The organism is Rhizobium sp. USDA 3886 (genome assembly GCF_056279785.1).
The window spans coordinates 2,292,924-2,310,690 of sequence record NZ_JBWCDC010000003.1 but is presented as its reverse complement, the minus strand read 5'-3'; the positions used below and the strand labels follow the sequence as shown (position 1 = coordinate 2,310,690).

19 protein-coding genes and 2 pseudogenes are annotated in these 17,767 nt (G+C 58.3%); 10 read left to right on the top strand and 11 right to left on the bottom strand.

All coding sequences use genetic code 11. The features are described from left to right. Positions 1–6: 6 nt before the first annotated feature. From virB10 to ACZ9BX_RS34030, 5 genes are all read left to right on the top strand, one after another. Entirely contained in the window at positions 7–1,164 is a 1,158-nt protein-coding gene (gene virB10 / locus ACZ9BX_RS34050; RefSeq protein ID WP_476222781.1) for a type IV secretion system protein VirB10, read from the top strand. Positions 1,165–1,174: 10 nt separating this feature from the next. After that, positions 1,175–2,224 carry a P-type DNA transfer ATPase VirB11 gene (gene virB11 / locus ACZ9BX_RS34045; RefSeq protein ID WP_476222780.1) on the top strand — a complete coding sequence of 350 codons (1,050 nt, stop codon included), beginning with the start codon at positions 1,175–1,177 and terminating at the stop codon, positions 2,222–2,224. A 479-nt stretch (positions 2,225–2,703) separates the two neighbouring features. Next, positions 2,704–3,786, top strand: a complete 1,083-nt coding sequence (locus tag ACZ9BX_RS34040) for a methyltransferase (protein WP_476222778.1) — start codon at positions 2,704–2,706, stop codon at positions 3,784–3,786. Between the two features lie 330 nt (positions 3,787–4,116). Beyond that, the gene (locus ACZ9BX_RS34035) at positions 4,117–4,725 is read left to right on the top strand and encodes a LysE family translocator (RefSeq protein ID WP_476222776.1); all 609 of its coding nucleotides are present in this window, start codon (positions 4,117–4,119) and stop codon (positions 4,723–4,725) included. Positions 4,726–5,171: 446 nt separating this feature from the next. Beyond that, positions 5,172–5,381, top strand: a complete 210-nt coding sequence (locus tag ACZ9BX_RS34030; protein ID WP_132568653.1) for a dodecin — start codon at positions 5,172–5,174, stop codon at positions 5,379–5,381. A gap of 128 nt (positions 5,382–5,509) precedes the next feature. Here ACZ9BX_RS34030 and ACZ9BX_RS34025 read toward each other — a convergent pair. The 8 genes and pseudogenes from ACZ9BX_RS34025 to ACZ9BX_RS33990 form a co-directional block, all read right to left on the bottom strand. Continuing rightward, positions 5,510–5,949 (bottom strand): annotated as a pseudogene (locus ACZ9BX_RS34025) (antitoxin Xre/MbcA/ParS toxin-binding domain-containing protein). 647 nt (positions 5,950–6,596) lie between these two features. Next, positions 6,597–7,952, bottom strand: a complete 1,356-nt coding sequence (locus tag ACZ9BX_RS34020) for an adenylate/guanylate cyclase domain-containing protein (RefSeq protein WP_476222775.1) — start codon at positions 7,950–7,952, stop codon at positions 6,597–6,599. A gap of 142 nt (positions 7,953–8,094) precedes the next feature. After that, positions 8,095–8,379: a copper-binding protein gene (locus tag ACZ9BX_RS34015; protein WP_476222774.1), complete on the bottom strand. Its 285-nt coding sequence runs from the start codon at positions 8,377–8,379 to the stop codon at positions 8,095–8,097. Between the two features lie 22 nt (positions 8,380–8,401). Further along, positions 8,402–8,881 (bottom strand): cupredoxin domain-containing protein, encoded by a 480-nt coding sequence (locus ACZ9BX_RS34010; RefSeq protein WP_132568657.1) that lies wholly within the window; start codon positions 8,879–8,881, stop codon positions 8,402–8,404. Between the two features lie 34 nt (positions 8,882–8,915). Next, positions 8,916–10,262 carry a multicopper oxidase family protein gene (locus ACZ9BX_RS34005; RefSeq protein ID WP_476222773.1) on the bottom strand — a complete coding sequence of 449 codons (1,347 nt, stop codon included), beginning with the start codon at positions 10,260–10,262 and terminating at the stop codon, positions 8,916–8,918. Positions 10,263–10,276: 14 nt separating this feature from the next. After that, positions 10,277–11,743, bottom strand: a complete 1,467-nt coding sequence (locus ACZ9BX_RS34000) for a TolC family protein (protein ID WP_476222771.1) — start codon at positions 11,741–11,743, stop codon at positions 10,277–10,279. Continuing rightward, positions 11,740–11,967 carry a hypothetical protein gene (locus ACZ9BX_RS33995; RefSeq protein ID WP_476216729.1) on the bottom strand — a complete coding sequence of 76 codons (228 nt, stop codon included), beginning with the start codon at positions 11,965–11,967 and terminating at the stop codon, positions 11,740–11,742. The genes ACZ9BX_RS34000 and ACZ9BX_RS33995 overlap by 4 nt, the downstream gene beginning before the upstream one ends. Before the next feature lie 89 nt (positions 11,968–12,056). Beyond that, complete coding sequence (locus ACZ9BX_RS33990; protein WP_476222770.1) at positions 12,057–12,458, bottom strand: hypothetical protein; 402 nt, start codon at positions 12,456–12,458, stop codon at positions 12,057–12,059. 227 nt (positions 12,459–12,685) lie between these two features. Here ACZ9BX_RS33990 and ACZ9BX_RS33985 point away from each other — a divergent pair, with 227 nt between their 5' ends. Together ACZ9BX_RS33985 and ACZ9BX_RS33980 are read left to right on the top strand one after the other, a co-directional pair. Then, on the top strand, positions 12,686–13,105 hold the full coding sequence (locus ACZ9BX_RS33985) for a hypothetical protein (RefSeq protein ID WP_476222769.1): 420 nt from the start codon (positions 12,686–12,688) through the stop codon (positions 13,103–13,105). 148 nt (positions 13,106–13,253) lie between these two features. Then, positions 13,254–13,694, top strand: coding sequence for a YqaA family protein (locus tag ACZ9BX_RS33980; protein WP_476222768.1), 441 nt, complete (start codon positions 13,254–13,256; stop codon positions 13,692–13,694). A gap of 1 nt (position 13,695) precedes the next feature. Here the strand turns inward: ACZ9BX_RS33980 and ACZ9BX_RS33975 are convergent, their stop codons facing one another. After that, positions 13,696–14,190, bottom strand: a complete 495-nt coding sequence (locus tag ACZ9BX_RS33975; RefSeq protein ID WP_476222766.1) for a cytochrome b — start codon at positions 14,188–14,190, stop codon at positions 13,696–13,698. A gap of 554 nt (positions 14,191–14,744) precedes the next feature. On the opposite strand from ACZ9BX_RS33975, the gene ACZ9BX_RS33970 reads away from it, so the two are divergent. From ACZ9BX_RS33970 to ACZ9BX_RS33960, 3 genes are all read left to right on the top strand, one after another. Then, entirely contained in the window at positions 14,745–15,164 is a 420-nt protein-coding gene (locus ACZ9BX_RS33970) for a DUF305 domain-containing protein (protein WP_476223116.1), read from the top strand. A gap of 14 nt (positions 15,165–15,178) precedes the next feature. Then, positions 15,179–15,511, top strand: coding sequence for a four-helix bundle copper-binding protein (locus ACZ9BX_RS33965; RefSeq protein WP_476222764.1), 333 nt, complete (start codon positions 15,179–15,181; stop codon positions 15,509–15,511). Between the two features lie 112 nt (positions 15,512–15,623). After that, positions 15,624–16,178, top strand: coding sequence for a cytochrome c (locus tag ACZ9BX_RS33960; RefSeq protein WP_476222763.1), 555 nt, complete (start codon positions 15,624–15,626; stop codon positions 16,176–16,178). A 225-nt stretch (positions 16,179–16,403) separates the two neighbouring features. Here the strand turns inward: ACZ9BX_RS33960 and ACZ9BX_RS33955 are convergent, their stop codons facing one another. After that, entirely contained in the window at positions 16,404–17,045 is a 642-nt protein-coding gene (locus ACZ9BX_RS33955) for an acyltransferase family protein (protein ID WP_476223139.1), read from the bottom strand. 97 nt (positions 17,046–17,142) lie between these two features. Further along, positions 17,143–17,487 (bottom strand): annotated as a pseudogene (locus tag ACZ9BX_RS33950) (acyltransferase family protein); the annotation flags it as partial. Between the last annotated feature and the right edge of the window lie 280 nt (positions 17,488–17,767).

The following is a 17,767-nucleotide window of genomic DNA, read 5'->3' as shown; positions in this document are numbered from 1 at the left end:
AATGTCATGTCCGAGGAAGACAACACCCGGATCCCCGGCGAGCGCGCGGAAACAACGGCCGGCCGCCAGTTCGACAACAACCCGATCCTGAAACGCGGCGCGGTTGCCATGGCGATCGTGGCCTTCGTCGCCTTTGCACTCTGGTCGATGCGAGGCCAGAACAAGCCCGCGGAGGGGACCCAACCCGAACGGGTCGTGATCCGCCAGACGTCGGATTTCGAGCCCGCCAGGGAACCGGTCCAACCTGTCACGATGCCGGCGGAAGTCGAGCTGCCAACGCCCGTCGTGACCGAGCAGGCGCCGGTCGAGGAGGATAAGCTCCTGGACGCTGCTCGCCGTGCGCCGGTGATCGCTTATGGCGGCGAAAAGGCGCCGGCTGGCGATCGGAAGAACCAGAGTTCGGATGCTGCATCGAACGGCTTTCCGTTCGGCGCCAATCCCGGCGCTCCCGGTTCGCAGGCAGCAAACGAAGACCAGCGGTTCAACAGGATGCTGACGCCGACGCAACTGCAAGGCTCGCGCGCCGGCATGCTTGGAGATCGCGATTTTATCGTGGCCATGGGAACGTCCATCCCTTGTGTGCTGGAAACGGCGCTTTCCTCGGACCAGCCGGGGTTTGCAAGCTGCGTCGTCAACCGCGACGTGCTGTCGGACAATGGCCGTGTCGTGCTGATGGAGAAGGGCACCCAGATCGTCGGCGAATATCGCCGCGGTCAAAAACGCCTATTTGTCCTGTGGAACCGTGCCAAGACGCCAAAGGGCGTGATCGTTACGCTCGCGTCGCCTGCGACGGATCCTCTCGGGCGCGCCGGCTTGGACGGCCATGTCGACACCCACTGGTGGGAGCGCTTCGGCAGCGCGATCCTGCTGTCGATCGTCGGCGATGCGACCTCCTACGCGAGCAGCCGGCTGCAGGACGGCGATGTCGAGGCGCAGAACACCACGAGCGCCGGACAGCAGGCCGCGGCAATCGCCGTGGAACAGTCGATCAACATTCCGCCGACGCTTCAGAAACACCAGGGCGAACTGGTCTCAATCTTCGTGGCGCGGGATCTTGATTTTTCCGGCGTCTACCGGCTGCGCGTTACCGAGCCTCGCAACAGGGTCTACGATCGCGCTTTGCGCGGCGGCTTCAGTCCCGCATCGAGGCTTGTCACGAAGTAGGAGATCGCAAATGACGGAAGGAGCTGATTCCGGTGTGGTGCGCGAGCTCCTGGCGCCAATTTGCCCCTATCTGCGCGACCGGTCGCTTTACGAGATCATCGTCAACCGGCCAGGTCAGGTGGTGACCGAGGGGACGGCCGGATGGCAGACATACGACCTGCCTGATCTATCCTTCGACAAGCTGATGCGTCTCGCGCGCGCTGTCGCAAGCTATTCCAATCAATCGATCGACGAAACGCGGCCGATCCTTTCGGCCACGCTGCCAGGTGATGAGCGCATCCAGATCGTGATCCCACCGGCAACGACGAAGGGACTCGTCAGCGTCACGATCCGAAAACCGTCGTCGGTTTCGCTGAGCCTCGACGATCTCGAGCAGGGCGGATTATTCGACGATGCCGCAAAAGCCGAAAGAGACGGTAACGCGTCGGACCGCAAGCTTTTGGGGTTCTACAGGAACAGGGCTTACAAGGCGTTTCTGCGGCAAGCCGTCCAAGCGAGAAAGAACATCATCATTTCCGGCGCAACGGGCTCGGGCAAAACGACCTTGTCGAAGGCGTTGATCCGTCATATTCCGCAAAACGAGCGGATCATTTCGATTGAGGACACGCCCGAGCTGGTCATCCCGCAATCGAACCACGTTCGCCTCTTTTATTCCAAGGGTGGTCAAGGCCTGGCGAAGGTCGGCGCCAAGGACCTGCTGGAATCCTGCCTGCGCATGCGGCCGGATCGGATCCTGCTCCAGGAACTGCGAGACGCAACGGCCTTCTATTACATCCGCAATGTCAATTCAGGCCACCCCGGTTCGATCACGACAGTCCACGCCGACTCCGCGCAGCTTGCCTTCGAACAGCTGACCTTGCTGGTCAAGGAATCAGAAGGTGGCAGGGACCTCGACAGGCATGATATCCGTGAGCTGTTGATGATCGCCATCGACGTCATCGTCCAGTGCAAACGCATCGATGGACGGTTTCGGGTGAGCGAGGTCTATTACCGGGACGCCCATGCGACCGCAGCCGGCATGTCCGATGGCAGCAGTCGCGATCATCGTGAGTTCCGATAGGTCCGTGCGCGAGTTTAAAGAAAGCGTGCCTTACGAATTCATGGGACCGGACGACCGGAGCCAGACGTCGCAGGAACGCGATCCGTTCGAGGGGTGGAAGGAATGAGCCTTTATATGCTCGACACGAATGTTGCCGGCCACGTCATCAAGGGCGACCGGCCGCTTAAATGCGAGGTCGACCGGTTGGCTGTGTTCAATGCGCGCAAGCATCCACTCATCAATTATCGACATTTGTATCGTCTTATAATGGTTTTGCCACATCAATAATCGATTTCAGACATTCCACGATCGAGAAAGTCAGCCGGCTCCGGCCAAATAATATGAGTTTCAAGTGTAACTGAATTCTTCTCCTTCCGAAATCGTAGCGTAACCCCGCACCGCCAGATTCGCACCTGAGCAGACGGTAGTCACAGCACGCCGAGTGGATGGCCACAAGCCTGCCGGTGGCGGTTGTGACTTGCTCTGAAAGAGAGGTGATCATGGCCAGAAAGCTTTCGCGGACAGCGCCTCCGGCCAAGCATGCAAACGTCCAGCCGATTGCCGCCACTCCGGAACTTCCTTCCGCCGTCCCGCTGATGGCGCTTTCGACCGGTTTCTGGGCTTTCAAGACTCTGGCCGCTGCGCACGAGTTGGACCTCTTCAGCCACCTTGCGGGCGGCCCAGGCACGACTGCTGGCGAGGTCGCGCAAGCGCTCGGTCTGCATCCACGCCCGGCCGAGATGCTGTTGACTGGCTGCGCTGCACTCGGGCTTCTGGAGAAAACGGAAGGCCGTTATCGCAACACGCCTTTAAGCGAAGCCTATCTCGTCCGCGGGAAGCCGTATTACTTCGGTGGCTTCGTGCAGATGGCCGACAAGCGGCTATACGCGGGCTGGGGCAAACTTACCGAAGCGCTGCGAACGAACCGACCAACCACGTGGGACCCGGCAGTGCAATCCTCGCTGTTCGACGGCGAGGACCCGACGATGCTGGCACTCTTCTGGGAGGCGATGCATTCGGTTTCCACGATGACCGCGCGCAAGCTCGGGGAAGCCGTGGACCTTAGTCGTTTCCGCGGCCTCCTGGACATCGGCGGGGGATCGGGCGCGTACGACATCGAGCTTTGCAAACAGTATGGGGAGCTGCACGCGACCGTATTTGACTTGCCGCATGTGGCCGCGATCGCCGCGGGAAAAATTACCGAGGCCGGCTTGACCGACCGCATCGAGACGGCCTGCGGCAACTTCTTCGAACAACTTCCGGGAGATCACGACGTGCATCTCCTGTCGATGATCCTGCACGATTGGGACGAGGCGAAGAACCGCGCCCTGCTGCGCCGGTCCTTCGATGCTTTGCCGAGCGGCGGCGCAGTCGTCATCAGCGAGCTTCTCGTCAATGACGAAAAGACCGGGCCGGCGCCGGCCGCACTGATGAGCCTCAACATGCTGATCGAGACGGAAGGACGAAACTACACCCCGGCCGAATATTCGGCGTGGCTCGAGGAAGCCGGATTCCGCCACATCGAGACGGTCTGGTTCGACGCACCCGGCGCGAACGGCGCCGTGATCGGCCGCAAGCCGTAAGGCGCAAGCGAAGGGGAATAGGCGCCCTGCAGTTCAACCCTGCCGACAATGATAATGGAGGCCGAAATGGCTCACACGGAAACTCGCGTCGATCGTCACTCGTCAAAGGTACGTCTGCTTGGACTTGTGCTGAAAACCACAGCAACCGCGATCTCGGCTCTCAAGACTTGGCAACGGACCGTCTCAAGACGTCGGGCAATCGCGGATTTGAGCCCCAATCAGTTGAGGGACATCGGTCATGCCGAGGCCCCCGCGCCCGTGCTTGAAGTCAAGGCAGGTTTAGTCACGAACCTGATATCGATGCGGTAAGCGAATTCGAAAGCTGATAAGATGGACTGGAACAGTCTTGCCCAATTCTCGGCCGCGACACTTCTGATTCTCATCACGCCCGGCCCGATTATGGCGATCATTGCCTGCAATACGCTGCGGCACGGGGCGATGGCCGGTTTCTCGACCGCGATTGGCGTAGAGTTCGGGGAGGTGTGTCTGCTCGGGGCAATGTTCGCCGGCCTGTCACTTTCCGGTGAACTCTTGCCAGTGCTGTTGCGATGGCTTTCACTCGCCGGAGCCGTTTATCTCATCTGGCTCGCTGCGGGCGCGTTGCGCCTCCGCCGCCGGCCTTGGCGCTCTCCGAATTTGTCTCGCGCTCGTCCGCCGGTCCTGGATGGGCTGACGATTGCCTTCGCAAATCCTGCAGCGCTTCTCTTCTATGCCGCCTTCTTCCCACAATTCATAGATCCGGATCATTCGATCGCTATGCAAATAGTCTTGCTAAGCGCGATATACGTTTGCATGCGCTCGGTCTCCGCCTCTGTCTGCGTCTTTACAATCGCGCATCTCCGGCAACCGGTCGGCTGTGCACAGGTCGGCAGCTTTGCGAACCTCGGCGCCGCAGTCTATCTCTCGATCGCAGTCATCACCGTCCTCAGACTCATGTGAATACTAATAGGCCTTGGGAAAGGTGACGAAGCCAAAATCGGTCACCGCAGGTATCGCTGTTTCCCGACCGCCATTTCCGCCGTCCACACTTGGCCTTCGATGCGCTTCGCCGCGCCGACCTGAAGCGGGCATGGATCGTCGTCAACGAATACAATTATGATATCGCCAAGCGTTCCTCCTATCTGGAGCCCGGACAGGATATCCCCGGCCGTTTTCCAAGCCGTTCATGATGAAGGTCGCGGCGACGTTCTCCAATGCCGCCCGGCGCGGTGGGCACCGGATCAATCGGGTAGACTGACTGTCCCGACCCGGTCAAAAGCGCTCGTATCCCGAGCCGTTTGACAACAGACGCCTATTGCCGGATCGTCTGCTGTCGTCGGCAAGCTTGAACGCCGTATTGGAGAGGTTTCAAGCCAAGCACGACCTGATCCGAACGGGAGGATGACATGAGCGACCACGTTTACAAGAAGGTTGAACTGATCGGCAGTTCGACCACCTCTGTCACGGAGGCGATCGAAACGGCGATTTCACGGGCCTCGAAGACGATGAGAAACCTCGAGTGGTTTGAAGTCGATCAAATCCGCGGACACATCAAGGACGGCGTGGTGGCCCACTACCAGGTGGTCATGAAAGTCGGTTTTCGGATCGACGACTGATGCGCCGGGCGGTTGCGGGTTCAGATTGGAAGCGCTCCCGACGATTTCAACCAACTCCAGTTTATCCTGATAGAGACGCCGAACGTGCAGGGCAACGCTTTAACCGCCGAGCGCTATCGGCAGCAGCCTCATGCATAAACGTCGTATTCGAGCCGCTCGAGATAATCCTTGACGAACCCGACACCGACTGGCGTCGCCAAGAAATCGATCGGATGGCGCTGGTCGAGGCCAATTGCCGGACGTTGCAGCCATTGCTCGGCTTCCGCCTGCGATGCGAAGACATCCGCCGCATTTGTCAGGATCTCGGCAAACTTCCATACCCGTCCGCTCTACGCCTGACCGAGCGGTCAGGAGGGATGAGCCTTGCGGCGCTGCCCGGTCCGCAGGCTTATGCCGACGGCCTTTTCGAGTGAGTCCGCCTTGCGGATGAAGACGAGTTGCCCGACGAGTTGATCCAACGCGCTCGTCAGGCGGCGCGACAGGATACGTGCACGCCGAACAGGTCCGCTATCTTCTGCAATTCGCTTCCACTTCTTTCCGGGACGGCATTCTCTGCTGCGACGGCCATTGCATTACCTCCAACGTGATCTGTCGCTTTATATGTGACGCAATGGCTTTCAAGAGAAGGCGAAAACGGGATTCGAAGCCCAAGCGGAGAATGCTGAGTCATAGTCGCCGCTGTTACTGGTCTCACTGCCTATGCGGCTATTCTCGTGCTGTCACAGTTGTGGATCATCACCCGGTTCCGGTGGAATGCGGGTAGGCGAGGCAGATAGACGGTGCGCGATGATGTCCGTTGCGTACCCGAACAAGCGAGGGAGTTCGTGCTAGTTTCGCTGAGTCCCCACCGTTCTTTCTGATCTCTGGGTATTGATAGCAGCCCGGCCGTTGAAGTGATATGATCTGCCATTCGCATGAACCACGGGAGGGGTGAATGCGTTGGTATCTGACCGTATTTATCGCCGGTCTGTCATTGGTTTCCAATGCGAAGGCAATGGAACCGTTGATTTTTCATACGGCGCATTTCGACGACGATACCGTTGTTAGCCTTGGCCTTGTAAGCAACCACACCGCAGAGCGAGCCGGATACGATTTCGATGTCCTGATCTCGCTTTCACAAGGCAATCCTGCAGGTGCCTTTTACAGCGACCCGGGGAAGCATCGAGCATTCGTGAAGTGTGGCGATCCGGCCAAGGTATCCGTCCGAGGCATCGACTATCCGGTGCACACATCAGGCCCGGGAGGCGATGACTGGAAGGACGACCTTTGGAGGGCAGTCTGCATGCCCCCTGTCTCGTAGCGCAGATTGTACTCAGCGAGCGCAGGGCCCGCTTCGCGGGACAAATACCACACATCTATCGGAAGCCGACGTCCCGGCAGAACCACCGAACTCTGCGATATCCAGAGGGCGGTCGGGACTGGCTTACGCAGTTGGGCCATCAGTGCTGACGATACGACGAGCCGCGCGTCGAATGATTTGGCCAGAGACTCCAGGCGCTGGGCGACGTTAACCGCATCACCGATCACGGTGAATTCGCTATGGCATCCGCTGTCCAGGACGCCGCCGACGACCGTGCCGTAGTGCAAGCCGATGCCTGCGTTGAGGGCGGTGTAGCCATTCCGCACATTGTGGTTCTTCCAATCGCTGAGCGCATCGACGAGGTCAAGAGCGCACGCCAAGGCGCGATCTGCGTCGTCGTCTGTGGGGGAGGGTTGGCCGAAGACCGCCATGACCCCGTCGCCGATAAATTTATCGACGGTCCCGCCATGCTCAAAAATGATGCCGGAAACAAGGTGCCGGTATTCCCCCAGCACCCATGCCAGTTCGCGTGCTGGCGCAGTCTCGGCAAAGCTCGTGAAATCTCGCAGATCAACGAACATGATCGCCGCGTTGCGACGTTCGAGATCGAGCGCCGAGCTGCCTTCCTCAAGGTCTGCGACCACGAGCGGCGAGAAGAAACGCGAAAGGTTGAGACGTCGCTCATCCGCTCGCAGCGCCTCCTTGCGCGTACGGTCGTGGTCTTTCGCGAGAAGATAGATTGCAAAGGCGGTGAAGCCAAAGCTGACCGTGAGACCCAGGTCCTGATTGAAAAACGATGCGATCACCGACACCGTATCAGCCGTATGATGTCTCGCAGCGGTGATAGCCAGCATGGTCATCCAGGAAACGAGGACGAGGCTGGAGAAGATAAGGACCAGCCGCCGATCCAGTTTGAGGCCCACATGGTTGAGCAAGATAAATGCCACCACCAAGCTGGTAGTCGTCAAATTGTGGTTTTCGGTAATCGGTCCGCCAAGGATGTGCCCATACAGAATTAAGACGACCAGCAAGGCGTCGAGCACGACAAAGAGCGTTTTCAGCCAGGAGCGATCAGGAAGAAATCGCGCTGTCGCGACCGAAGCGATGCTGATGACGAGATAGCTGACGACGACGATTAAATGCGTCCTTTCGGCACCTGCATTGCCGCCCAGCAAGAGGTTAGCGAGAAGAATGGCGAAGGCGACAACGCGCAGAAGGATCGAGCGAATTTCTCGCGCGTAGTCCCAATGAGCGCCGATTGCAGATTTCATGGCGGTCGTTACCGGAAGGTATTCGATTGCGCCTGCGTGTTTTATAACGGACGCGCTCGTTGTCACAGTTGATGTGGATAAGGTTACGCGGCCGCCAGTAACGGCCGCGTATATAGTCGCCTCCGGGCGGCGGGAGGCTGGTTTACTTTACCTCGGTGACGGTCAGCTTGCCCTTCACGCGTTCGGCAACGAACTCGATGTTCGAACCTTCCTTCAGCCTTTTGAGCAGAGCCGGGTCTTCGACGCGGAAGACCATCGTCATCGCAGGCATGTCGAGGCTCTTCAGGTCCTCATGCTTGATGGTGACCTTGTTGGCCTTGGTGTCGACCTTGTTGACGACGCCCTTGGTGAACTCCTGGGCAAACGCACCGAAGGCTGCGCTGGCCGAAAGCAGGGCGGCAAGGCCGAGTTTCATTGCGGTTCTCATCTCTGTGTCTCCTTGGTTTCGATTATTTCCCGGCGACGGTGACGTCGCCATGCATGCCAGCCTCGTAGTGGCCGGGGATCAGGCAGGCGAACTTGAACTGGCCGTCGGTGGTGAACTTCCAGACGATCTCGCCGGATTGGCCGGCCGGAAGTCGGATCGAATTCGGATCGTCGTGTTCCATCTCCGGGAACTTTTCCATGACCGCCTTGTGCTCAAGGATCTTGTCTTCCTGATCGAGCACGAACTCGTGGTCGACCGTCCCGGCATTCTTGATCGCGATCTTGACCGTCTGGCCCTTGCGGACGTTGAAGACGGCGGGAGTGAATATCATCTTGCCATCGTCGGTTTCCTTCATCGTGACGCGGATCGTCTGCGTGGCCTTGGCTTTATCGCCAGGTTCGCCGATGGCCATTTTCTCAGCGTGGCCGCCGGCATGATTGCCGCTCGCCAAGGCTGGGGTTGCAAGGGCGACCAGCGCCAGTGCCAACAGATAGTTCTTCATCGGTAAATCCTTTTTTGATGTGGAAGATTGAGCCTCAGCCGTTTGTCGGCTTCGGGGTGATGTGCGTCTTCGCGTCCTTGGCCTTGGTCGCCTCCGGCAGTTCGCCGGTCCATTCCCAGGCCTGCGTTCCGGGCGGGTTTTCGTACCAGCCCGGATCGGCGTAATCGTCCGCCGAGATGCCCTCGCGGACCTTCACGACCGAGAACATGCCGCCCATCTCGATGGGGCCGTGCGGCCCCCAGCCGGTCATCATCGGAACGGTGTTCTCGGGAATGGGCATTTCCATTTCGCCCATGTCGGCCATGCCCTTGGTGCCCATGGGCATATAGTCCGGCTGCAGCTTCTTGATCTTCTCGGCGACCTTCGACTTGTCCGCACCGATGAAGGTCGGAATGTCGTGACCCATGGCGTTCATCGTGTGGTGCGACTTGTGGCAATGGATCGCCCAGTCGCCGAGATACTTGGCGTCGAACTCGTAGGCGCGCATCGCGCCGACCGGAATGTCGATGCTCACCTCCGGCCATCGCGCTTCCGGCCGCACCCAGCCACCGTCGGTACATGTCACTTCGAAATCGTAGCCATGCATGTGGATCGGGTGGTTCGTCATCGTCAGGTTGCCGACGCGGACGCGAACGCGGTCGTTCCTGGAAACCACCAGGGGGCTGATGTCCGGAAACACGCGGCTGTTCCAGCACCACATGTTGAAGTCGGTCATCTCCATGATGCGCGGCACGTAGGAGCCGGGATCGATGTCGTAGGCGTTGAGCAGGAAGACGAAGTCGCGGTCGACGCGCATGAACTTCGGATCCTTGGGATGGACGACGAAGAAGCCCATCATGCCCATGGCCATCTGCACCATCTCGTCGGAGTGCGGGTGGTACATGAAGGTGCCGGACTTCACGAGGTCGAACTCGTAGACGTAGGTCTTGCCGACAGGGATGTGCGGCTGCGTCAGGCCGCCGACGCCGTCCATGCCCGACGGCACGAGCATGCCGTGCCAGTGGATCGTCGTGTGCTCCGGCAGCTTGTTGGTGACGAAGATGCGGACGCGGTCGCCTTCGACGGCCTCGATCGTCGGGCCGGGCGACTGTCCGTTGTAACCCCATAAATATGCGGTCATGCCGTCGGCCATCTCGCGCTCGACCGGTTCGGCGACGAGGTGGAACTCCTTGACGCCGTTGTTCATCCGGTGAGGCAGGGTCCAGCCGTTGAGGGTGACCACCGGCTGGTAGTCCGGACCCGAGGCCGGGTGGAGCGGCGGCTGCATGTCGGCCGATGCCATTGTCGGGGCGTCGGGCAGACCCATCGCCGATGTCTTTGTCCAGGCGCCGGCCGCCAGCAGCGCCGCGCTCGCACCGAACAGTTGTCGTCTGTTGAACATGGTGAGTTCCTTTCTCAATGGCCGCCGCCACCGCTGCTTTCGGCAGCAGCGGTGACCTCGGTCTCTGCCGAGGCGTTCGTCGCGCCGCCGCCGTAGATCGCCGGCGCGAGGTTGGCTTCGGCGAGCCAGAAGTCGCGCTTCGCATTGACGGAAAGCAGCATGGCGTTGATTTTGTCGCGGGTGTCGGTCAGCAGCTCGAAGGTGTTGGTGATCATGCCGTTGTAGGTCAGCAGGGATTCTTCTTCGACCTTGGTGCGCAGCGGCACGACGTCGTTGCGGTAGTGCCGCGCGATGTCGTAGTTCGAGCGGTAGGCCTCATAGGCGGACCGTGCTTGCGAGCGGACATTGACGGCCTTCTCGGCGAGCTGGTTTGCCGCCCGCATGTAGGCCACCTCGGCCTTGCGCATGCGGGCCTTGCCGGTGTCGAAGATCGGGATCGCGAACTCCAGCTCGACCTGAGCCGTCGTCCTTGTCTTCTTCTCGTCGTCCTCGATTTCCTGTTCCGTTTCGAAGCCCGTCAGGATTTCGAGGTCGGTGACGTACCGTGTGGCTTCGGTGAGCCCATGGGACCTGGCGGTGGCCTCCAGTTCGAGCTTCGCGACCTGCAGGTCGATCCGGTTTCGGAGGGCTTCGGCCTCGATGGTGTCGCGCCGGACGACGGCCTTGGGTAGCGGTGGCAGGGTGTTGGGAACCTGGTAGTCCAGGTCGGAGCCCCACAGACCCATCAGCCGTGTCAGCTCCTCCTTGGCGAGACGGGCCGCCAGGCGGGCCTTCGCCGTTTCTGCGGCGAGTTCGGCGACGAACACATGTTCGCGGGCCTGGGCGCCCTTGGCCATCGCACCGGTCTCGCCCAGCTTCTCGGCCAGCTCGGAAGCGGCGTCGGCTGCTGCCTGGGCACGCTGGAGCTGCCCGACGGTTTCCCAGGCCGCCACCGCGCCGATAAAGGCACGCCGCGTCTCGGCGGCGAGCTGGAGGGTCTTCACCGCCGCGGTCAACTGCGCCTGGCGGAAGCGGGTGTCGGCGATCGCCACGTCCCGGTTCTTCGTCGCGAGCGCCAGGATGTTCGTCGTGATCATCCCTTCGATCGTCTTGAACGCCTCCAGTTCCGGCGTCCCTATGCCTGTCGTGCCGATGGCGACGGTCGGGTTGATGAACAGCGTCGACTGCCAGGCGTCGGCCGCGCTGTCGCCGAGATCGGCATACGCCGCTTGCAGACCTTTGTTGTTGAGCAGGGCGATCTGGACGGCGGTTTCGGCGTCGAGTGACTTCTTGCGGGCAAGAAGCGTCTTCACTTCGGCAGAGGCTGCCTGAGCCTGTTGCTGATTTTGTACCCAGACGGTCTGCTTGGCGGTTACCGTCGAGGTTGTCGCCGCGACGGTGCTGAAGCCCGCGTCGCGCTTTGCGTAGTCGGCTCCGCTCACACAGCTCGCCAAAACAACGGGAAGGGTCGCGACGGCCGCAAGTTTCCTGATCGTGATCATGACGCATCTCCGGTCTTCGGAGGCTGCTGCTCATTCTGCTGACGCCAGGGTTTGGGGTCGACCGGTTGACGGGAAACATAGCCGGAAATGGGCGAGTGATATCGAACCGGACGCACAGAATACGTCTGTTCAACGTCCGTCGATGCAATGACATCGGGAGGTAATGTGGATGCGCAGCCACCTATGATAAGCGGCAGCCCCACCACCAATATGGAAGGTCTCATTTTTGAAAATCCGAATAATAGACTTCGAGCGGCAGACCCGGTGATACCGGGAATGCCCTGCGGACCCGCCAATGCGGGTTAGTCTCTATTCAGATATTCGGGGGACGGTGAAGGGGCGGCAGCTCGCCAAAGGTTTGCTGATCGTCGATGAACTGCCGGATCGAGGTCACAACCGGTCCGCCGACGTCGGGGCCTTCACAAATCATGCCAAGCCCGCCGCAGAAATCGCTGCAGCATTCCTGCTTCACCAATTTGGTACCGTCTTTGTCACCAGCAGCATGATCGCCTGAGTGACCGTGGGGAGACATTTGCTTCATGTCACGATCGCCGTTCTGCATGGCTTGCGAAGCGGCTTGCTCGAACTCAGGAAATGCCGTGCCGTGCATGGCCGCGTTCGCATTGGACAAGCTGTAGCCTGCCAGCGATACGATGATCGCCAGCCGCACAATCAAGAGCAGTTTGCTCATTGCGATTCGGTACATTTTGCCCATGCTCCGTCGACTACTATCAAAGCAGTCGATTTTCAATTGCGACGAATAGCTGCCAACGATTCGCGTCGTTTCTGTGGCGCGAACAGCACTCGTTCGTCTGGTAAGCATTCCTACCATTGGAAGGTCGAGCGTTGTCGTGCGAAGTATCCAGGGTCGAGACCAACGTAGCTGCCATAATTCAATCTCATTTAGTTAGCAGCTGAGCTTTTCAGCGCCGGAACCTTTTGATGAAGACCTTTCTATCTGTTTGCTTGATATCGTCGTCTTCTGCGATCCCAGCCTTTGCTGATCAGGGGTATGATGAGGCTTATCGCGGCTATGTAGGAGCTGCCTATCGCCACTTGGCGACTGTCTACAACTGTCGAGCGTTGATTGGACGTTCTCGGTATAATGACGCCCGTGTTGCAGCGGAGAACAGTCTGAGGCTCAGTGGCATGCCGACAGATATCGCGCTCCGCTCAGTGGAAAAAATGCTGGAAAAGATTCGAAGGGATGAGAAAACAAAGTCGCATCTCTCCTTTGCTCAATGCGCAACGAAAGCTGCGATGACACAGGCGGAGTTGCAGGCGAGGGAAAGGAAACTACAATCTGAACGCAAATTCAAGAATTGGATTGCGGATAAGGATCTTCCGTCAGAAGCGCCCTGAGGTTGGTCGCAATCACCCTGTTCATCTCTGAAGCGGACTTATTACAGAAACGAGCCAGTCCTTTCTGCGGGAGCCGCCAGGCTGAAATGAAGTTCAAAAATTTTTCTGCAGCTTCTTCTGGTCTGTCCTCGAAGGCTGAACGCCCATATTGATCGACATCTCCACCTACCTGGGACTGTTTTTCGCGGCATTGGGCGCGGCGTCGGTATTGCCGATGCAGTCGGAGCCAGTGCTTGTCGGATTAATTTTAACTGGCAAGTTTCCTTGGCCTGCCCTTCTGGTTGTCGCCAGCGTCGGCAATACTCTAGGTAGCATTTTGAACTGGTTCCTCGGGCGAGGGATCGAGCAATTTCGGGATCGACGGTGGTTCCCGGTGAGTGAAAAGGCTCTTGAACGGTCGTCGCGTTGGTATCGACAGTATGGAAAATGGTCGCTGTTACTGTCGTGGATGCCGCTCTTTGGAGACGCCCTGACAGTCGTAGCGGGCGTATTGCGCGAACCGCTTCTGACATTCACAATCTTGGTATTCTTCGCAAAAACGGGGCGCTACTTGGTTCTGGTTTTGGCCACTCTGAAATTGATGGCGTAATTCAGGAGGTCGTGCGTTTGGGAATGATCATCCGGTCGACCGTTTCGTCGCGCCAAACAAAAGTGTGCCACGCAGCTGCAGCAATATGCAGTGCCAGCAGCCCGAGAATAATGCGCGAGCCCAGAACATGGAATGAACCGATCCCGAACCAGAAATAGCTTGCAACGAAGCCCATAGCTGCTTGAGCGATAACCGCTGCGTAGAATGCAAAATGCATCGCTTGTGCAAGTCGATCCACCGCACCCCGCGCGGATATCCTCAAAGGTCCTCGGTCAAATATGCGAAGCGTGAGCCGCGCAACCATAAGCGCCCCGATAATGATCCCCGCATAGTTGTGAATCTGATGCTGGATCACGTCCCATGGGTCTGGGGACAGGCCCATGTGAACCGCGTGATGCGTCCGCTCGATGCTTCCGCCGGTCCAATACTGGATGGGTACCAGCACGGCCACAGCCCAATGGAGCACAATCTGCGAAAGTGAGTAGCGCGGCGTCATATCAATCCCCCAACGCCACCAGTCGTACCGCACGTCCATTGAACTTCGGTTAAGGGTACTTTTAAGCGGTTGCCTTCTCGCACGGCTGGCCCAATTACAGAGGGTAGCGGAACATCTTTCTACCGCGAGAGTTCTCCGGCGGAAGGGAATCTCGACGTATGGTCAGCTGGAGTAAAATCTGCCGTCTAGCCGTCGTGCTGCTGGTGGCGTTGACCTTAGTCAACATTCCGGGCCGCCTCGCCAATGCAGGCGATGAAGGCTGCATTTCTCTGCGTGTGCCTGCGGGTCACTCGCAAAGTCATCAGCTGGATCGTCTCCCGGGACTGTGCTGCGTGAGCATGCACTGCTGCCCGATCATGCCCACACTTCCAACCGCCGCGCAGCCACTTTCGGAGCCGCTCGTCGTTCGCCCATCGGTTGCCACCTCCAGTCCGCTTCTCCTGATCAGGCCGATTGACCCACCGCCGAAGGCTACCGGCGTCTGAAGGTCTTCAAACATCAAATGATCTCAAAAGGAGAATCCAATGAATGTTTTCGTGAAAACTTCGATCGCCATGATCGGCGCAACTGCTCTGCTGTCGCTGACTCCACTTGCGGCATCGGCCCAGGAAATGGCCTATCCCGAAAAGTGCAAGACTGAAGGAATGGACATGTCGAAGATGGGCATGTCCATGGGTGGGGATATGAAGACGGGCGACATGCCCAAAGGGGAGATGACCGACTATCGAAAGGCATCGATGGACGGAATGAAGTCCATGCACATGAACATGATGCAGGGAATGATGAAGAAGGACGCCGACGTCTCCTTCATCTGCGGCATGATCGCCCATCACATGGGTGCGATCAGCATGTCTGAGGTCGAGCTGAAGTACGGCGACAACAAGGAAGCCAAGGAGATGGCTCAGATGGTCATCGATGCTCAGAAGAAAGAGATCATCGACATGACCAAGTGGCTCGACAAGGAAGCAAAGTAACAGGAGACCCGACCATGCATAACGTATCTCCCGAGATGAAGGAGTGCATCGACAACTGCCTCGCCTGTTATCAGGAATGTCTGTCGATGGCGATGACACACTGCTTGGCAATGGGCGGTGAGCATACGAAACCAGAGCACTTTCGACTGATGATGGCGTGCGCTGAAATCTGCCGGACGTCGGCGCATTTTATGCTGATCGGCACAGAGCACCACAAGCACACCTGCCGTGAATGCGCAGAAATCTGCAGGCAGTGCGCTGCTGATTGCGAACGCGTCGGCGATATGGACAGCTGTGTCGGTGCGTGCCGTCGTTGCGCGGAAAGCTGCGAGAAAATGGCGGCTTAAATGCTGCACTCAGAGGAGGCGGCTGCCGCCTCCTCTGACAAAATCATAATATTACCAAACTGCAAATAGCTTATATCGCGCATCTATTCTCTTGGGCGAACCGGTGATCCTTATGAGACTGTTGCGGGCGCGGTTTTTTATACTTCTCGTTCTAGTCATTGGAGTGGGCTCTTTAGCCGACGCAAGCTTTTCCGGAAGTGACCTGGTCCCGCTGCGAAAGCAGGATATGAAAGACATCTCGGCGGCGGCTAAGGCGATCTCTGACATGTTTCTCGATCCGACCACTTATGACGCAAAAGCGCTTAGTAACGCTGCCCAGACGATCAGCGCCAAGTCTGGGCAGACCATCATCGAGCACTTCAGTTTCGAAATTCCGGCGACGGGGTCCGACGCCAAAGCAAATATCCTTGAGGATAGGGATCGCTTCGCCCGACTTGCCGACGATCTCAAGGCGTACGCCGATGCATTGGGAGCGGCGGCGCAGAAAAATCCGGCCGAGATGACCAACGACATGCGGATGAAGCCTGGAAAGCCGATGAGCGGCGGCCCTTTCGGCACGGACGTCTCGGCTGAGATGCTTGGCTCGATCCCTGCAGAACACTTGTTCCACCTGATGCTCCAAACTTGCAAAGCATGTCATGCTCGATTTCGGGAGAAACATCAGTAGACCTGTCGAAGGTTCCGATCTGCTGAGGGCGTGTAGGGGGGTTCTCGCACTTCGGTTGCAGTAGGGATCGTTCGTGGATTGCTGTCACCCGAGTTGATAAGAATAATGCCAAACGCGACAGGAGCGACGGTCTACCGCTGGCCCAATTCGGAGCTGTTGCAAAGAACTTCGCGAAAAACTGACTCTTGCCAGCCTTGAGTTGTGATCGAAGCTGGCAAGTCTAAGTCATTTGCTCGGTGAGAGAATGTGATCCCGAAGCCGGAGAAAGCTCCTCTCCACACAGAACCACAGCACAATTGCTACGGCGAAGCTGGTGACCAGATAGACCACGAAGCCGGAACCGCCCTGGAGGTTCGCTTCCCCAAAGATAAGCCTGTCGACATGGAAGGCCGACTTGTGGGTCAGATAAAGGCTGTATGACAAGGTGGCGACGACCATGGCACCCGGAACCGGCCATCGTCTCATGACCTGCTCCAGGTCGAGCATAGCGCCGAGAATGAGAGCGATACCGATTGAAATGAGCGGGAAGCCAGCAACCGAACCAAGCTGCGCCTGAAAGACGAGAAAGAGATTTGTTTCGGCAAGTGGCCCTCGAATCGAAAACAGGACAAGAGCGGCCACGACGAGAGCAATACCTAACGGCAGGGCAATACGCGGAGGCGCGTAACGCTTGCATAGTTCCGGCTTGAAAAATCTGGCGGCAGCAAGGACCACACCGAACATTAAGCCATCCAGGCGGGTGTATGTCGGATAATACACGTCCCGGAGATAGACGGCGAAGGCATCTCTTAGCTTGTCGGCATCGACAAGAACGCCGACTTGGCTTTCCCAGATCGTGTGCCGAAGGATCATTCCCGCAATCATCATTGCCGCAGCGATAAGAAGCGTCCAGCCCAATGCTGATCCGGCGGTGCAACATCAACACGAGGAGCGGCAGGACCAGATAGAAGTGCTCCTCGACGCAAAGCGACCAAGCCTGTGTAAAGGCCCGTCCTATGCGCGGGTCGAAGTCAAAGTTCACAGTGAAGGTCGCAAAACTCCAGATCGATTGCATCGTCGGCGCGTCCCGGAGAATGGGAAAAATTGCGTAGAGGCCGAGAACAACGAAAAACGCTGGAAAAATACGGAAGGCGCGACGGAGATAGAAGGACTTCAAATCCACGCCTCCTGTCCGTGAAATCTCTTTGAAGAGTTGGGTTCCGATCAGAAATCCGCTCAGAACGAAGAAAATATCGACGCCCACCCATGCATAATTGCGGACGCCGACCAGCATCGACGGTGTCGCCTCGATAGGGAGGTGCACGAGCATGACGAGAAGGATCGCCAATGATCGGAGAACATCGGGACCAACCGCCCTGGATTGCACCTTCTCTATGGTTTGAGATGAGAGACTTCGCGCTGATGGGAAATACGCAGAATCTGAATGGGCAATGGTGTTCATTGTGACGATCCGTGGCTGTCACTGAAAAGACTGGGGCACGCCAGAGGGCGTGTGGTGCAACCTAAGCTTTCTTCTTTCGGGCCGAAACAAGCAGATTTGGGATCGATAAAATTAACCTAAATCTTTCGTAAATTTTGGTGTGTGAAGA

What these genes read in the sequence shown, in the direction of transcription:
- virB10 (WP_476222781.1), top strand. Translation starts at nt 7, where the DNA reads ATGTCCGAGGAAGACAACACCCGGATCCCCGGCGAGCGCGCGGAAACA.
- virB11 (WP_476222780.1), top strand. Translation starts at nt 1,175, where the DNA reads ATGACGGAAGGAGCTGATTCCGGTGTGGTGCGCGAGCTCCTGGCGCCA.
- ACZ9BX_RS34040 (WP_476222778.1), top strand. Translation starts at nt 2,704, where the DNA reads ATGGCCAGAAAGCTTTCGCGGACAGCGCCTCCGGCCAAGCATGCAAAC.
- ACZ9BX_RS34035 (WP_476222776.1), top strand. Translation starts at nt 4,117, where the DNA reads ATGGACTGGAACAGTCTTGCCCAATTCTCGGCCGCGACACTTCTGATT.
- ACZ9BX_RS34030 (WP_132568653.1), top strand. Translation starts at nt 5,172, where the DNA reads ATGAGCGACCACGTTTACAAGAAGGTTGAACTGATCGGCAGTTCGACC.
- ACZ9BX_RS34020 (WP_476222775.1), bottom strand. Translation starts at nt 7,952, where the DNA reads ATGAAATCTGCAATCGGCGCTCATTGGGACTACGCGCGAGAAATTCGC.
- ACZ9BX_RS34015 (WP_476222774.1), bottom strand. Translation starts at nt 8,379, where the DNA reads ATGAGAACCGCAATGAAACTCGGCCTTGCCGCCCTGCTTTCGGCCAGC.
- ACZ9BX_RS34010 (WP_132568657.1), bottom strand. Translation starts at nt 8,881, where the DNA reads ATGAAGAACTATCTGTTGGCACTGGCGCTGGTCGCCCTTGCAACCCCA.
- ACZ9BX_RS34005 (WP_476222773.1), bottom strand. Translation starts at nt 10,262, where the DNA reads ATGTTCAACAGACGACAACTGTTCGGTGCGAGCGCGGCGCTGCTGGCG.
- ACZ9BX_RS34000 (WP_476222771.1), bottom strand. Translation starts at nt 11,743, where the DNA reads ATGATCACGATCAGGAAACTTGCGGCCGTCGCGACCCTTCCCGTTGTT.
- ACZ9BX_RS33995 (WP_476216729.1), bottom strand. Translation starts at nt 11,967, where the DNA reads ATGAGACCTTCCATATTGGTGGTGGGGCTGCCGCTTATCATAGGTGGC.
- ACZ9BX_RS33990 (WP_476222770.1), bottom strand. Translation starts at nt 12,458, where the DNA reads ATGGGCAAAATGTACCGAATCGCAATGAGCAAACTGCTCTTGATTGTG.
- ACZ9BX_RS33985 (WP_476222769.1), top strand. Translation starts at nt 12,686, where the DNA reads ATGAAGACCTTTCTATCTGTTTGCTTGATATCGTCGTCTTCTGCGATC.
- ACZ9BX_RS33975 (WP_476222766.1), bottom strand. Translation starts at nt 14,190, where the DNA reads ATGACGCCGCGCTACTCACTTTCGCAGATTGTGCTCCATTGGGCTGTG.
- ACZ9BX_RS33970 (WP_476223116.1), top strand. Translation starts at nt 14,745, where the DNA reads ATGATCGGCGCAACTGCTCTGCTGTCGCTGACTCCACTTGCGGCATCG.
- ACZ9BX_RS33965 (WP_476222764.1), top strand. Translation starts at nt 15,179, where the DNA reads ATGCATAACGTATCTCCCGAGATGAAGGAGTGCATCGACAACTGCCTC.
- ACZ9BX_RS33960 (WP_476222763.1), top strand. Translation starts at nt 15,624, where the DNA reads ATGAGACTGTTGCGGGCGCGGTTTTTTATACTTCTCGTTCTAGTCATT.
- ACZ9BX_RS33955 (WP_476223139.1), bottom strand. Translation starts at nt 17,045, where the DNA reads ATGATGATTGCGGGAATGATCCTTCGGCACACGATCTGGGAAAGCCAA.